This window comes from Sphaerotilus montanus, from assembly GCF_013410775.1.
GTDB classification, from domain to species: domain Bacteria; phylum Pseudomonadota; class Gammaproteobacteria; order Burkholderiales; family Burkholderiaceae_C; genus Sphaerotilus; species Sphaerotilus montanus.
In genome coordinates this window covers 1865257-1880689 of record NZ_JACCFH010000001.1, presented here as the reverse complement: position 1 = coordinate 1880689, position 15433 = coordinate 1865257, and the positions used below count along the sequence as shown (strand labels likewise).

General features: G+C 70.9%; 12 protein-coding genes. 6 read left to right on the top strand and 6 right to left on the bottom strand.

Annotated elements, in window-relative coordinates; all coding sequences use genetic code 11:
* Positions 1 to 39: 39 nt before the first annotated feature.
* The 4 genes from BDD16_RS08465 to BDD16_RS08450 all read right to left on the bottom strand — a co-directional run bounded on the left by BDD16_RS08465 (position 40) and on the right by BDD16_RS08450 (position 4226).
* On the bottom strand, positions 40 to 963 hold the full coding sequence (locus BDD16_RS08465; RefSeq protein ID WP_179633542.1) for a TolB family protein: 924 nt from the start codon (positions 961 to 963) through the stop codon (positions 40 to 42).
* A 67-nt stretch (positions 964 to 1030) separates the two neighbouring features.
* Positions 1031 to 1765: a carbonic anhydrase family protein gene (locus BDD16_RS08460; RefSeq protein WP_179633541.1), complete on the bottom strand. Its 735-nt coding sequence runs from the start codon at positions 1763 to 1765 to the stop codon at positions 1031 to 1033.
* A gap of 134 nt (positions 1766 to 1899) precedes the next feature.
* Positions 1900 to 2601, bottom strand: coding sequence for a response regulator transcription factor (locus BDD16_RS08455; RefSeq protein WP_179633540.1), 702 nt, complete (start codon positions 2599 to 2601; stop codon positions 1900 to 1902).
* The gene (locus tag BDD16_RS08450) at positions 2598 to 4226 is read right to left on the bottom strand and encodes a sensor histidine kinase (protein ID WP_179633539.1); all 1629 of its coding nucleotides are present in this window, start codon (positions 4224 to 4226) and stop codon (positions 2598 to 2600) included. Before BDD16_RS08450 ends, BDD16_RS08455 begins: the two co-directional genes overlap by 4 nt.
* 65 nt (positions 4227 to 4291) lie before the next feature.
* Between BDD16_RS08450 and BDD16_RS08445 the strand changes: the two genes are divergently transcribed.
* Positions 4292 to 5212 (top strand): class I SAM-dependent methyltransferase, encoded by a 921-nt coding sequence (locus BDD16_RS08445; RefSeq protein ID WP_179633538.1) that lies wholly within the window; start codon positions 4292 to 4294, stop codon positions 5210 to 5212.
* Here the strand turns inward: BDD16_RS08445 and BDD16_RS08440 are convergent.
* Both BDD16_RS08440 and BDD16_RS08435 read right to left on the bottom strand, forming a co-directional pair.
* Entirely contained in the window at positions 5194 to 5781 is a 588-nt protein-coding gene (locus BDD16_RS08440; RefSeq protein ID WP_179633537.1) for a D-Ala-D-Ala carboxypeptidase family metallohydrolase, read from the bottom strand. The two genes, BDD16_RS08445 and BDD16_RS08440, sit on opposite strands and share 19 nt — an antisense overlap.
* Positions 5782 to 5876: 95 nt before the next feature.
* Positions 5877 to 6551 carry an NAD(P)H-dependent oxidoreductase gene (locus BDD16_RS08435; protein WP_179633536.1) on the bottom strand — a complete coding sequence of 225 codons (675 nt, stop codon included), beginning with the start codon at positions 6549 to 6551 and terminating at the stop codon, positions 5877 to 5879.
* Positions 6552 to 6633: 82 nt separating this feature from the next.
* Here BDD16_RS08435 and BDD16_RS08430 point away from each other — a divergent pair, with 82 nt between their 5' ends.
* The 5 genes from BDD16_RS08430 (at position 6634) to BDD16_RS08410 (ending at position 15424) form a co-directional block, all read left to right on the top strand.
* Positions 6634 to 7554 carry a LysR family transcriptional regulator gene (locus tag BDD16_RS08430; protein WP_179633535.1) on the top strand — a complete coding sequence of 307 codons (921 nt, stop codon included), beginning with the start codon at positions 6634 to 6636 and terminating at the stop codon, positions 7552 to 7554.
* Between the two features lie 40 nt (positions 7555 to 7594).
* Positions 7595 to 7993: an SMU1112c/YaeR family gloxylase I-like metalloprotein gene (gene gloA2 / locus BDD16_RS08425; protein WP_179633534.1), complete on the top strand. Its 399-nt coding sequence runs from the start codon at positions 7595 to 7597 to the stop codon at positions 7991 to 7993.
* A gap of 337 nt (positions 7994 to 8330) precedes the next feature.
* Positions 8331 to 11039, top strand: a complete 2709-nt coding sequence (locus BDD16_RS08420) for a bifunctional glycoside hydrolase/polysaccharide deacetylase family protein (RefSeq protein ID WP_179633533.1) — start codon at positions 8331 to 8333, stop codon at positions 11037 to 11039.
* Complete coding sequence (locus BDD16_RS08415) at positions 11026 to 14832, top strand: tetratricopeptide repeat protein (RefSeq protein ID WP_179633532.1); 3807 nt, start codon at positions 11026 to 11028, stop codon at positions 14830 to 14832. The genes BDD16_RS08420 and BDD16_RS08415 overlap by 14 nt, the downstream gene beginning before the upstream one ends.
* A gap of 43 nt (positions 14833 to 14875) precedes the next feature.
* A complete protein-coding gene (locus BDD16_RS08410; RefSeq protein WP_179633531.1) occupies positions 14876 to 15424 on the top strand; it encodes a penicillin-binding protein activator LpoB in 549 nt (182 codons plus the stop codon).
* Positions 15425 to 15433: the final 9 nt, after the last annotated feature.

The window sequence follows — 15433 nt, the reverse complement described above, 5'->3', positions numbered from 1 at the left end:
TTGATTATGAAGGGCTCCACCAGCCTTCGGCGCCTCATCTCAATCCGCGACCGCCGGATACGCCACATACGCAAACCACTCGCTGTCCGGCGCCCACCCATTCACATTGATCGTCCCCTGCCCGCCCAGCAGATGCACAAGGTCCGTCGCCGGCCCACCCTCGGCGGGCGCGATGCGGAGGATGACCTCCCGGTTCGCCGGATGCCCGAGCGTGCCGGGCGGGTAGCTCAGGTAGAGCATCCAGCGGCCGTCGGGTGACAGGTGCGGGAACCAGTTGACGCGCTCGTCGTGGGTCAGCTGCTCGACGCCCTGGCCATCCGGGCGCATGCGGAAGAGTTGCGAATGCCCGGGCGGGCGCGCGCCGATCTCGCCGTTGAAGTAGATCCACGCGCCATCGGGCGAATACTCCGGGCCGTCGACCGGCACGCCAGGCAGCAGCAGCGCCCGGTCTTCGCCGCCTTGCGTGGGCACGGTGTACAGCCCGTACTCGTAGCCAACACCATCGGCTGCCGCACGCAGGCCGACATAGGCGAGCAGCGCGTCATCGGGCGAGACGCCGTGCAGGTAGTAATGGAACCCCGTCTCGACCAGCGCCTCGCTCGACACCCGCCGCGGCACGCCACCCTCGAAGGGCACGGCCAGCAACCGGCAGTCGTTGGTGGAGAAATACACCGTGCGCCCGTCTGGCGAGAGCACGTGGTCGTTGTTCGCATCTGCGTGCGCGCCGGTGTCGAGGCGCTCCGGCGCGGATGAGCCATCGGCGCGGACCTTGAACAGCGCGCCCTCGCTGTTGAACACCAGCCACTGGCCGTCCGGCGACCAATTGGGTGCCTCGATCAGGTGCTCGGTCTCCAGCACGACGCGGCGCTGGCGCCCGTGGCGGTCGGCGATGGTGAGCTGCGCGCGCTGGCGGCCCGGGACAAACGCCGGGGTGCCGATGAGGTCGAGGGGCTGGTCGTGCATGGGGCGGGCCTTCACGAGGGGGCGGGGTCGCCAGTCTCGCAGACCCGCGGCCCCCGACCGCCCCGGTTCAGCCAAACCAGCTGATGCGGCCGGTGTGAACATCGTGCATCGCCGACACGATCTTCAGTGCGCCGCCGGCCACCAGCTCGCGCAGCACTTCGCTGCGGTCGGTCAGCATCCGGGCGGCGTCCTGGGCGTTCTGGTCCGCCGCGGCCTGCACCAGCTTCTTGTTCTTGGAATTGCGCGGGCCGTCGATGCCCTGCACCTTGGCAACGGAGGGCGTGATGTTGGCCAGCGTGGCCGTCAGGTTGCCCAGCTTGGCGTTGTCCACCGCGCCCTTGACCGCGCCGCACTCGGTGTGGCCCAGCACGACGATGAGCTTGGCGCCGGCCAGCTTGGTGGCGAACTCCAGGCTGCCGATGATGTCGGTGTTGACGAAGTTGCCCGCGATGCGCGCCGCGAAGATGTCGCCGATGCGCTGGTCGAACACCAGCTCCGGCGGCACGCGGCTGTCGATGCAGCCCACCACGGCGGCGAACGGTGCCTGGCCGTTGCCCGTGGCCTTGACCTGGGCCATCAGGTCGCAGTTGACGCTCTGGCCGTTGACGAAGCGGTCGTTGCCGTCCTTCAGCAGCTTCAGGGCGTCATCGGGCGTGACCATCTTCTGGCGGTCGGCGTTGTACACCATGCAGGCCTGGGCGGACGGGCCGTCCTTGGCGGACGCCGTGCCCACGAAACCGGCGGCGGTGATGGCGCCGGCTGCAGAAAGAAAACCTCGGCGCGGGTGCGGGTGCGGGTGCATGGGTCAATCCTGAGGGAGGGTTCAAGTGCCGCTACTTTGCCGGCCCAAAATGAACATTTCTCACCGCATCAGATGAACGCGGCCGACACGCTGGATGAACTTCAGATGAACCGCCCCGCCCCCTTCCGCCCGCCTCAGGCGGACGGTACCGCCTCCAGCCGGTAGCCCAGGCCCCGCACCGTGTGGATCAGCGGCTGGGCGTTGCCATCGTCGATCTTGCTGCGCAGCCGCCGCACGTAGACGTCCACCACGTTGGTCAGCGGATCCTCGCTGGTGCCCCACACGTTGGCCAGGATGCGCTCGCGGCGGAACAAGCGCCCCGGCGCCGACATCAGCAGCTCCAGCAGCGCCAGCTCCCGCGCCGTCATCGCCAGCGCCACCCCCGCGCGACTCGCCCGCATGGCATCGAGGTCCAGCTCCAGATCCGCCACCTTCAGCCGGGCGGGGGCCGCCGGGGGCTGCAGCCGACCCCGGCGGCCCAGGGCGTCGATGCGGGCCAGCAGCTCCTCGAACTCGAAGGGCTTGACGAGGTAGTCGTCGGCGCCCAGGCGCAGGCCAGCCACGCGGTCGTCCACCGACCCGAGCGCGGTCAGCATCAGGATCGGCAGTTGCACCTGGGTGGCGCGCAGGGTCTGGCACACCTCCAGGCCACTCATGCCCGGCAGCATCACGTCGAGCAGCATCACGGTGCCCGGGTCGTCCAGAAACACCTCCCGCGCCCGGGCCAGTCCGTCAGGCCCCGTGCGGGCCAGCTTCACGCGGTGTCCTTCCGCGCGCAGGCCGCGCTCCAGGAAGTCCGAAATGCGGGCATCGTCCTCGACGATCAGGATGTTCATGGTTCGTTCAGCAGCAAGGCCGGTTCTGACAACAAGGGCAGCCGCAACCGGGCCGTGGTGCCGTGGCCCGGCTGGCTGTCCACGACGACGGTGCCCCCGTGCGCCCGCGCCAGGACCGCGCCGATGGCCAGGCCCAGGCCGGTGCCGTCGGCGCGGTGCAGCCGGGCCAGGGCCCCGCGGTAGTTGCGTTCGAAGATGTGGGGCAGGTCATCCTGCGAGATGCCGATGCCAGCGTCCACCACGCAGACCTCGCAATGGCCGCGGCCGTGTTCGTCACGCACCGCCTGCAGGCTGACCCGCACCTCGCCCTGGGGGTGCGAGTAGCGCACGGCGTTGTCGATCAGCAGCAGGACCAGCTGTCGCAGCCGCTGTGCATCGGCCAGGACGCTCAGGGCTTCGGCCGGAACACCGGGCGCCAGGAGCTGCACGCCTTTTTCCCGGGCCAGCGGCATGCTCTGCACCACGGCTTCCTGCACGGGCAGGGCCGGATCGAGGGGCAGTCGGTGCAGCGCCAGGGCGTCGATGTCACCACGCGCCATGGTCAGCAGGTCGTCGATCACCAGCCCGAGCTGGCGCGAGACCTCGACGATGCGGCGCAGGGCCTCCTGGTATTCCTCCGGTGCGCGCTGGCGGCCCCGCAAGGCCACTTCGGCCTCGCCACGGATGGCGGTGGTGGGTGAACGCAGCTCGTGGCTGATGTCCGCGAACAACTGGCGCCGGCGCGCGTCGGCCTGCTGCAAGGAGTCCAGCGCCGTGCGCAGCTCGCTGGTGCGCTCGTCCACCAGTTCCTGCAGCTTCAGCCGGGCCCTGTCTTCGCGCTGGCGGTGCTGCTTCAGCTCAGTGGCCATGGCGTTCAGGCTGCGGACCACGGTGGCGAATTCGTCGTGTGACTGGGTGGGCACGCGGTGGTCGAGTTCCCCGCGCTGCAGCGCTTCTGCGCCGGTGGTCAGCTCCGTGATGGGCCGGCGCAAGGCTCGCGCAAAGTGGGCGGCCATGACCAGGGCGGCCAGGGCCAGCGCCACGGAGCTGCCCACCCACATGGTGCGCATCAGGCGCAGGGTGCGGTCCGCCGCGGCGCGCTCCCGCTCCACGGAAGACGCGGCGCGCGCGATGCTCTGGGCGATCAGCGTGCGCAGGTTGCGGCCCTCGGACTCTTCGAACACGGCCGTCAGCGCGTCCCAGGCTTCCCGGGCATTGGCCCCGGGCGGCAGCGGTTGCACGGCGTCGATCGCCTTGCCCAGCCGGGCCAGACCACGGGCCAGCACGTCCAGGGCTTCCTGGCGTTCGAACTGTCCCTGCCGGTCCTCGACGCCCAGGTTGTTGCCCAGCAGGATCGCCTGCTGCGCCAGTCCGCGCAGTTGCTCCACCTTGGCCGACAGCTCCTGCTCCAGCCGGTCTCGTTCATCGGGTGCGGGGCCCGCGCCCAGCAAGGCTTGGGACACCCAGGTGCGCAGCCGCTGCTTGGTGGCCGAGAGTTCGACGAACCCGAGGTGGATGTCGCCGGTGACGCGGCCATGCTCGGCGTGGTGGTTGGCCACGCTCAGTGCCCACAGCGCTGCTGCACCTTGCAGGACGGAGGCCGTGGCCAGGGCGGCGAGGGCGATGGTCAGGCGCTTGAGGAACATCCGCCAATTGTCCCGTGCGCGGTCTCGTGCGCGTCTGGCATCATCAAAATTTGGATGCCCTGTCCGTGAACGCCCTGCTCCACACCCTCGCGTCGATGCCCCTGCCCACCGACGCCGTGCGCCTCTTCCACGGCCGCGGCGGCCTGCACGCCGGCTGCGAACACTGGACGCTCGATTTCTACCCGCCCGTCTGGGTGCTGACCAGCTTCCAGCCGGTGCCGGACGAGGCGCTGGCCACCATCGGCGCAGCGCTGGCCGCCCGCTGGGAACAGCTGGCGCCGGGACAGCCGCTGAACTGGGTCTTCCAGACGCGCCTCGAAGGCCGCGCCGACACGCGGCTGATGGCCGGCAGCGTGCCCGACCAGCACGCGGTGGGCGAGGACGGCACGCGCTACTTCGTCCACGTGCTGCGCGGCCAGAACCACGGCCTCTTCCTCGACATGGCGGAGGGCCGCCGCTGGGTGCGGGCGCTGGCGGCGGAGAAACCGCGGCTGAAGGTGCTGAACCTGTTCGCCTACACCTGCGCGTTCTCGGTGGTGGCGCTGCAGGCGGGCGCGCGCCAGGTGGTCAACGTCGACATGAGCCACGGCGCGCTCGCCATCGGCCAGCAGAACCACCGGCTCAACGGCGTGGCGACGGGGGCAAGTTTCCTGCCGCACGACATCTTCAGCTCCTGGGGCAAGATCAACCGCAGCGGCCCCTACGACCTCGTCATCGTCGATCCGCCCAGCTACCAGAAGGGCAGCTTCGTGGCGGGCAAGGACTACGCCCGGCTGCTGCGCCGCCTGCCCGACCTGCTCGCACCGGGCGGCCACGCGCTGCTTTGCCTGAACGCGCCGGAACTCGGCCCCGACTTCCTCACCGAGCCGATGCAGACACTGGCGCCCGAGCTGACGCTGGTGCAGCGCCTGCCGAATCCGCCTGCCTTCGCCGACGCGGCCCCCGAGCGGGCGCTCAAGGTGCTGGTCTACAGGGCGCCAGGCTGAAGAACGAAGGCCTTGGGCTTGCGCGTGCGGCGCACCGGCTCGTCGCGGAGTTCGGTGTAGTCCGGCTCCACCAGCGGGCCGCGGGTGCGGGGTTCGGACAGCGCCAGCGCGGCGGCAGCGGTGAGTTTCGGGTAGCTCACCTTGCCATCGGGGCCGAACTTGCCGAGCAGGATCTCGCCCTTGTTGACGCCGGTCGTGTGCGAGATGTGCACCCACTTCGCCGCGCCGTTCACCTCGTAGATGATCTGGTCGAAGGGCAGCCGGAGCCGGATCGCCAGCTGGAACAGCGCCAGCACCGAGAGGCCCGGCGACTGCAGATCTGCGGCCTCGCCGGTCAGGTGCTGGCTCTTGGACGCGCCGCCGACACGCCGGTTCAGCGCCGGGCCGCGGTAGCCCGAGGTCACCTTGATCGGCTGGCCGAGCGCATCCCGCAAGGGGTCGAGCACGGTGGTGCAGAGCGCCCGCAGCGCGGCGATCCCGGCCGCGGTCGGCTGGTTGTCGATGTGCTCGGCCTGGGCGGTCGTCGACGCGGTCAGCTCTTCCAGCGTGAAGTGGCGGGACAGGTTCATGAGCGGCTCCTCGGTTGGAACGACTGTAGAACGTCGCCCCGCCGACCAGGCCGCGGCCGGGCCAATCCGTCCATCAAACGGATGATGGCCCGCGGTCAGACCTCGGTGATGAACTCGGAGCGCGGGCGGCGCACCTTCTGCAGGTTCACCAGCCAGTCGCCTTCGGGCTGGCGGTAGCCCAGCGGCAGGATCACGGCGCTGCGCAGACCACGCGCCCGCAGGCCCAGGATCTCGTCCAGCGCGGCGGGATCAAACCCTTCCATCGGCGTGCAGTCCACTTCCTCGAAGGCGGCGGCGACCATCGCGGCCGACAGGCCGATGTAGGCCTGGCGCGCGGCGTGCTGGAAGTTCACTTCGGGGTCGCGCTGCGGGTAGGCGGACAGCAGCATGTTGCGGTAGTTCTCCCAGCCTTCGCTGCGGAAGCCGCGGACCTCGTTGGTCAGGTCGAACATGTGGTTGATGCGCTCGGCCGTGTAGTGGTCCCAGGCGGCGAAGACCAGCAGGTGCGAGCCCTCGGTGATCTGGGCCTGGTTCCACGCGATCGGCTGGATGCGGGCGCGCACGGCCGGGTCGGTGACGACGAGGATCTCGTAGGGCTGCAGGCCGCTGGAGGTGGGCGCCAGGCGGGCGGCTTCGAGGATGCGCTCGACCTTGTCCTGCGGCACGGCCTTGGCCGGGTCCATCTTCTTGGCGGCGTAGCGCCAGTGCAGGCGCTCGATCAGCTCGGAAGCCGGGGCAGTGACGGTGGGGTGCGGAATGGGTTGGTTCATGCGCGGACTGTAGAGAGTCTCCCGTTGCAGATATAGCCTCAATCATGGAATATATCGTTGCCTCAAAAGGGACAATCCACCGATGCCCACCCCTGATCCCCAGCTCCTGACCACGTTTTCCGCCATCGTCGGCGCTGGCAGTATCAGCGCGGCGGCGGTGCGGCTGGGCTGCGGCAAGTCGGTCGTCTCGCGCCAGCTCACGCGGCTGGAGGCCGACCTCGGCGCCCGGCTGCTGCAGCGCACCACGCGCCGGCTGACGCTGACCGAGGTCGGCAAGGTCGTGCTGCAGCAGGCGCAGCAGATCGACCGCGCGCTCGACAACGTCGCGCAGATCTCCGGCCAGTTCCAGCAGGAGGTGCGCGGACCGCTGCGGGTGTCCTGCCCGCGTCCGCTCGGCCAGCGCCACCTGGTGCCGCTGCTCGCCGCGTTCACGCGCCAGTACCCGCTGGTCGAGGTGACCCTGCAGGTGGACGACCGGCTGAGCGACCTGGTGGCCGAGCAGATCGACGTGGCCATCCGCGTCGCGCACCTGGAGGATTCGACGCTGGTGGCGCGCCGGCTCGCCGACAACCCGCGCGTGCTGGTGGCCTCGCCCGCCTACCTCGAACGCGCCGGCCGGCCCGACACGCCCGAGGCCCTCGCTGCCCACGAAGGCCTGCTGTGGACCCGCGACGGGCGGGTCCACGACGAATGGAGCTTCACCGCCAGCACCACCGGCCCTGACACCGGCACCACCCGGGTGCGCATGCAGGGCCGCCTGCGCGTCAACGACGGCCTGTCGCTGGTGGCCTTCGCCTGCGCCGGCGCGGGGGTGACGGTGATCGACCGGCTGCTGGTGGACAACGAACTCGCCCGCGGCACGCTGGTCGAGCTGCTGCCCGGCTGGCGCCTGCCGGCAGGACCTCCGCTCTACGCCGTCTACCCGGCGCGCCAGTGGCTGGCGCTGAACACGGCCACCTTCGTCGAATTCCTGCTGTCCCGGTGTTTCACCGGGCGCGCCTGAACCCGCACCACCCCCTCCAACCTGTCTGGGAACCCTGCCCATGGACCTGCTGCGCATCCACCACGCCGCGATCATCGCGTCCGATTACGCCCGCTCGCGGCACTTCTACGTCGACCTGCTCGGCCTGCGCGTGCTCGCCGAGAACCACCGCGCCCAGCGCGACTCGTGGAAACTCGATCTCGCGTTGCCGGACGGCTCGCAGCTGGAGCTGTTTTCCTTCCCGGCCCCGCCGCCGCGGCCCTCGCGCCCGGAGGCCTGCGGGCTGCGCCACCTGGCCTTCTCGGTGCACGACGTGTCCGCGTGGAAGGCCCGGCTGGAAGCCCGGGGCATCGCCGTCGAGGACATCCGCCTCGACGAGTTCACCGGCCACCGCTTCGTGTTCTTCGCCGATCCGGACGGTCTGCCGCTGGAGCTGTACGAGGCCGCACCGGTGGCGTGAACCGCGCGCCGGACCGGTGCTCCGCTCGTTTCCAGAACCCGCTCACGCGGGTTTTTTCATGTCCGCTCCAACCTGAATTGGATCTTTCCACCCAGGAAACGTAATGCGCCAACAATATTTGGTAGCACTTGTTGTGCAACATTAGCGGATGGTGCCAAGAATCACCTTGACTTTTTACAGAAATATCAAACTTGGAGGATTGGGCACGGTGAGCTTCTCAGTCTTGCATGGATGGGGGGGAGCGTGGCTATCGGCAGGCTTACGCCAGTTCTGGCGCACCGGTCTGCTGGCGGTGGCCGGTCTGTGGCTGTCAGGTCTTCCTGTGGCCCACGCTGCCGTGGCCGGTCCCAGCGTGGCCCTGCACTACGGCGCCAGCCCGCCGTGGAACGAGTTGTCCGCGTTCGACTGGGTCGTGCTGGAGCCCGGCCACCACGGTGACGTCTCTGCACGGGCGCAGGCGGCCCCGCGCACCCGCTTCATGGCCTACCTGTCGGTGGGCGAAGTCAACCGGCAGCATCCGCAGCACGATGCGGTGCCGTCCGCCTGGCTGGTGGGCCGCAACAAGGCCTGGAACAGCGCGGTGATCGACCAGCGCACGCCCGAGTGGCCGGCCTGGTTCGTCGAGCATGTGGCCCGCCCGCAGTGGGAGCAGGGCTACCGCGGCTTCTTCCTCGACACGCTCGACTCCTACCAGCTCGTGGCGAAGACGCCCGAGGAACGCGCTGCACAGGAGGCCGGTCTGGTGCGCGTGGTCAAGGCACTCAAGGCCGCATTCCCGCAGGCCAAGGTGATCACCAACCGCGGCTTCGAGATCCTGCCGCAGGTGGCGCAGGACGTCGACATGGTCGCCGCCGAGTCGCTCTACCGCGGCTGGGACCAGGCCACGATGCGCTACCGGGCCGTCAGCGATCCGGACCGCGCCTGGCTGCTCGGCAAGCTCGACGAGGTGCGCACGCAGCACCGCCTGCCGGTGCTGGCCATCGACTACGTCGCCCCCGCCGAGCGCGCCCTGGCCCGCGAGACCGCCCGGCGCATCCGCACGCACGGCTTCGTGCCCTGGGTGACGACGCCGGAGCTGGACGCGATGGGCGTGGGGTCGGTCGAGGTGCTGCCGCGGCGGCTGCTCGTCCTGCACGACGCGACCATCGGCGCCGATGCGGCGGAGCTGACCTACTCGGGCGCACTGCGCTTCATCGGCACGCCGGCGTATTACCTCGGGCTGGTGCCCGAGTTCATCAACCCGGACGAACGGGAGCTGCCCCCGGTGCGGGCGGGCGAGGTCGCGGGGATCGTCACGCTGTTCATGGTCGACCGGCCCCGGCCCGCCATGGCCGCGTGGCTGCGCGGCGCCATCGCGGCGGGCATCAAGGTGGCCGCATTCGGGGAACCGGGCCTGAGCGACGCCGCCGTGCTGCGCGACACCTACGGGATGCTGCGCAGCCAGAACGAGACCGCCCCCGTGGCGCCGGTCGTCTTCAGCAAAAAGACCCCCGCGATCGGCTTCGAGATCACGCCGATTCCCGGCAAGCTCAATTTCACCGCACTGACCGCGCCGGCCGGCTCCGAGCTGCTGCTGCAGGCCCGCGATGGCCGCGGCGAGTTGATGGACGCCGTGGCCTACACGCCCTGGGGCGGCTATGCGCTGTCGGGCCACGACGTGGTGCGGCTGACCGCGGGCGAGGCCGCCTACCGCTGGGTGATCGACCCGATCGCCTTCCTGCGCCGCGCGCTGGCGCTGCCCGCCATGCCGGTGCCCGACACGACCACCGAAACCGGCCGGCGGCTGCTGCTGGTCCACATCGACGGCGACGGCTTCGCCAACCGCAGCGATCTGGTGCGCGCGCCGCTGGCCAGCGAGGTGCTGCTGCGCGAGGTGCTGCAGCGCTACCGGGTGCCGACCGCGATGTCGGTCATCGAGGGCGAAACGTCGCCCTCCGGCCTCTACCCGAAGCTGTCGGCCGAGATGGAGGGCATCGCGCGGCGCATGTTCGCGCTGCCCCACGTCGAGATCGGCTCGCACACCTTCTCGCACCCCTTCCAGTGGGGGGACGTCGAGAAGGGCAGCTTCGGCAAGGGCTACGCGCTCGACCTGCCCGGCTACCGCTTCGACGCGGAGCGCGAGATCCAGGGCTCGATCCAGTACATCCAGTCCCGGCTCGCCCCGGCCGGCAAGCCGGTGGTGCTGCTGCAGTGGAGCGGCAACACCAACCCGAGCGAACAGACACTGGCCGTGCTGGCCAAGTCCGGCGTGCTGGCGATCAACGGCGGCGAGACGCTGACCACCAATGCGCTGAACTCGATGACGCACGTGGCGCCGCTGGGCATCCAGAAGGGCCCCTACTTCCAGGTCTACGCGCCCAACCAGAACGAGAACGTCTACACCAACCTCTTCACCGGCCCGCTCTATGGCTACGAGCGCGTGATCGAGACCTTCCAGCTCACCGAGCGGCCCTACCGCCTGAAGCCGGTCAACATCTACTACCACACGTATTCGGCCTCGCGGCGCGCCTCGCTGGAGGCGCTGCACCGCGTCTACCGCTGGGCACTGGCCCAGCCGCTGCACCCGGTCTACACCTCGGACTACGTGCGCAAGGCGATGAACTACGACCGCATCGTCATCGCCCGCAGCGACGACGGCTTCCTGGTGCGCGGCGCCGGTGCCCTGCGCGAGTTGCGCGCGCCACGCTCGATGGGCGTGCCACAGGTCGGGCGCAGCCTCGGCCTGGCCGGCTTCGTCGCGGGCGAGCAGGAGCAGTACCTGCACCTGAGCGCCTCCGACGCCTGGGTGTCCTTCGCCCCGAACGCTGATCCTTCTGCCCATCTGGTCGACGCCAATGCCCGCGTCGTGTCCATGGAACGCACCTCCACCGGCACGCGCCTGCAACTGCACAGCCATGTGCCGCTGCGCCTGTCGATCCGTCACCCGGCCGGCTGTGCCATCAGCCTGGGCGGGCGGCGTCTGAGTCCGACCGGCGGCACCGACGGCCTCTTCCACTACGCCAGCGACAAAGATGGAACAGAAACGCTCACGATTGGTTGCCCCTGACGCGACGGGACTGCGCGCACGCATCCTGTCCACGGGCGGCCTGCTCGTGGTGGCCGCGATGGTGCTGGTGCTGCTCGCCATGCTCTACCCGCGCCAGCAGCTGATCGAGCGCCTGCGGGCCGAGCCGCGCAACGACGAACTCAGCGTCAGCTACCTCGCCAACCTGCTGTCGAGCGAGCCGGACAACGACGAGCTGCGCATCCTGCTGGCCGAACGCCATTTCGCGCTCGGCCAGACCGACCGCACCGAGGCCACGCTGCAGCCGATGCTGCGCAAGGCCCTCGCCAGCGAGGACACCCGCCAGCGCCTGTACCGCCTGACCTACCGCCTGCTGGAGCAGCGCGCCAACGCCGCCCGCCCCGACAGCCCGGAGGCGCTCGCCCTGCGCACGCAGCTGATCGAGGCACTCCAGGCCCGCCTGTCGATGGACTGGACCACGCCGCAATTGCTGGAATTCGCCCGCAAGGCCACCGCGCTGGAGCAGCTCGGCCTGGCCCAGCGTTTCCACGCCCTGATCCGCTTCGACAGCGAGGGCGACCGGGCCCCGTGGTTCGAGGAAGCGGTCCGCACCGCCCTCTGGGCCCAGGACTACACCGGTGCGGCCACGCTGCACCTGCGCGCACTGCCGATCAGCCCGACGCTGGAACGCCAGCGGATGCACCTGCGCGAGGCGATGCGCATCCTGCAGTCGGGCAACCTGCTGGACAAGGCACTCGCCGTCGCCGAGAACCACGCCGAGCTTGTCGGCAATGACCGCGCGCTGCTGGACTACCTGACCCGCCTCTCGCTGGCCGCCAACCGCCCGGCCGAGGCCCAGGGCTACGCCAGACGCCTGCTGCAGATGAGCGCGCGGCCCCCGGCCGCGCCGCTGCGCTGGCTCGCCCGCGTGGTCGATCTGCTGGTATCGCCCGCACAGGCCGCGGAGCCCGTGCCGCAGGCCGCCAGTCCGGCCGCCTCCGCCGCCGGTGCGCCCGCTGCGGGCGACCCGCGGCTGCCCTTCGACGATGGCGCCTACCTGCTCGCCTTCCAGACCTTCCTGGCCAACCGCAACCAGTCGGACGCCTGGCGCGTCGCGGCCTCCGCCGTCCGGCAGGCGCCGGCCAACATCGCCTGGCGCGAGCGGCTGGCGCAGGTCAGCGAGTGGGTCGGCAAGCCCGAGGAGGCGCTGGAGCACTGGCGCAGCCTGGCCACGCTCACGGCCGGACCGGGGGGTGACCGCACCATCCTGAACCGGGCGCTGCAGGCGGTGCTGCGCCTGGCGCCCAGCCTCAACGACGACGAGGTCATGCTGTCGACCTGGATCCAGGTCGGCACGATGCGCAAGCTGACGATCGAGGAGACGCTCGGCATCGTGGCACTGACCGAACGCCTGGGCCGCCCGGAAGAAGGCATGCAGTGGCTGCTCGACAGCGACCTCCGCCAGCCCGACCGCCGACTGCTGGACACCCGGGCCGGTCTGGCCGAGCGCATGGGCGACCTGCCGGCCGCCATCGACGCGCTGCGCCTGCTGATCCAGCGCGACGGGGCCACCGTGCCCCGCGCGATGCGGCTGGCGCGGATGCACGGCGTGCGCGGCGAACACGCCATGGCCTACGAAGCGCTGGTGCCGCTGGCCGGCAAGGCCGCGGAGACCGACCTCGACTACTGGCGCCTGCTGGCCAACCTGGCCTGGACGCTGCAGATCGAATCACAGGCGCTGCAGGCCCTGACGATCACCACCCGCCAGGGCGAACTCGACCCGATCGAGGCCGACCGCCTGCTGCAGCTGCTGCGCACCCGCCATCCGCAGGACGCTGCCCGGTTCGCCGAAAAGGCCTGGGTGCAGCTGCAGCAGCCCGCCTACCTGACCGCCGCGCTCGACCTCTGGTGGAGCGCACGCGACCTGCCGGCGATGGAGCGCCTGTTCGGCCGCCTCGACGCCGCGGCCGAGCAGGCGATGGCCTCGGACGGGTATTTCTGGGTGCTGCGCGCGCAGTGGCACCAGGCCCGCCACGAGATGCCTGCCGCACTGGCGGACATGCGCCGCGCGCTGGAGGCCTCGCCCGACCACATCGACACCCGCATCGCCTACCTCTTCATGCTGATCGATGCCGGGGCCCAGGGCGAGCTGCAGCGCATGCTGTCGACCTGGCGCGAACAGGCCATCGCCAATCCGGCCTACGACCCGGCCTACGCGGCCGGCTACCTGGTGCTCGAACAGCCGAACCAGGCGCTGCCGTTCTGGCGTCGCCAGGTGCCGCTGCACCCGAACGACCCGCTGTGGCTGACCGGCTATGCCGACGTGCTGGAAGCGGCCGGCAAGGTCCGGTCGGCCGAACAGGTGCGCCGACAGGCCCTGGTGCTGACCCGCCAGCGCCTGCTGGATCCGGCGCTGCGTGCGGCGGCGCCGCCGGATCTCGTCCAGTCGCTGCAACTGCAGCTCGCCCGCCTGCAGCTGGCCACCACGCAGGGCGATGGCCAGCTGCGCGCCATCACCACGCTCACCGGCCCGGACGGCCTGCTGGCCGACACGGCCGTGTCCCCGGCCAACCGCGCCGCGGCGCTGGAACTGGTGCTGGGCTGGATGCTCTCGACCGAGCAGCACGACCAGGCGCGCCTGTGGCTGTGGCGCCGCTACGGCACCACCCTCGCCCGGCCGGACTGGGCCGAGATGATGCTGGCCCTGAACGACGGCCACCTCGCGCACATCAGCGCGCTGCTTGACCACCCGGACGCCGACCGCCTGCCGCAGGGCCTGCGCATCGAGGCCCTGCAGGCGCTCGGCCACACGGCCCGCGCCCAGGCCCTGCGCATCGCCCAGCTGCAGCTGCGCGACGACGATGGCCAGCACGAGACCTACACCGACACCGCGTGGCGCCAGTCGCGCCGGGTCGAGTACGGGCTGGACCTGGGCCGCGACGCGGTGCACGCCAACCGCCAGTCGCTGGCCCTCTGGCTGCCGCTGTCGGAGACGATGCGGCTGCGCGTCGATGCGGAGCAGTCCAGCCAGCGGGCCGGCCTCTCGCGCAGCACCGGCACGCCCGAACTCGGCCTCATCGCCGCGCAGGACCGGGCGCTGTCGGCGCTGCTGCAGTTCCAGCCGGACCGCGCGCTGCAGATGGAAGCCTCGCTGGGCCAGCGATCGGCCGAGCGCTCGTTCGCCACCGGCACGCTGTCGGCCAGCGTGCAGCCGGTGTCGCGCCTGACGCTGCGCGCCGACCTCGGCTTCAACGCCCGCGCCACCGACACGGCACCACTCGCCGTCGCGGGCCGCCAGCAGGAAGCCCGCCTCGGCGCCGACCTGCGCCTGACGCAGACCACCCCCGTGCGCGTCACGCTGCGGGCCGCGCAACTGGACCTGCAGAGCGGCGAGCGCCTGGGCACGGCGCTCGGGCTGGACTGGGAAATCGGCCAGGTGCTGCGCGGCGCCACGCCGGACCTGAGCGTGCGCGTCTTCGGCAGCTACACCCGCTACCGCCGCACCGGCAGTGCCCTGCCCGGCTGGACCGCCCGCCTCACCCCGGACGGCAGCCAGCCGGACGCCGCGTTCTTCGTGCCCGACAGCTTCGCGCTGCACGGCGTGGGCCTGAGCGCCGGCCTGGCCGCACGGGACAGCTACACCCGCGCCTGGCGCCCCTTCCTCGACCTGAGCCTGACCCACCACAGCCGGCTGGGCGCCGGCTACGGCGCCACCGTCGGTGTTGCGGGCCGGCTGCTGGGCAGCGACCTGCTGCTGCTCCAGCTCGGCACGTCGCGGTCCGGCACCGGCAGCGATGCCCGCGCGCTGGGGCTGCGCTACGTCCTCCCGTTCTGACCCGATCTGATCCGGAACCCGCGAACCCGCCAAGGAACCCACCATGCTCCAGTTCACTCCCCTCCCGAAACTCTTCAAGTGCCTGGCCCTGCTGCTGCTGGCCATCGCCGCCACCGGCTGCTCCGTGATGGACAAGACCCGCACGCCGGTCCAGCTCGACGCGGGCGCCAAGTGGGTCATCCTGCCCATCGCCAACCACACCGAGACGCCGCAGGCCGGCCTGCGCGCCGAGGTGATCCTCGAATCGCTGCTGCGCCAGCGCGGCCTGCAAACGCTGGTGCGTCCGCCGGCCCTGCAGGCCGGTGACCTGATGGGCGACCTGCCCGACCGCAAGGTGCAGCAGGACGCCCAGCGCTGGGCCGCCGAGCAGGGCATCCGCTACGCGGTGACCGGCGCGGTGGACGAGTGGCGCTACAAGGTCGGCGTGGACGGCGAGCCGGCCGTCGGCCTGGTGCTGCAGGTCATCGACCTCGGCTCGGGCAGCGTGGTCTGGACGGCCACCGGCGCCAGGTCCGGCTGGAGCCGCGAAGCCCTGTCCGCCGTGGGCCAGAAGCTCATGCGCGACCTGCTCGGCGACCTCTCGCTGCGCTGAGATCCGGGG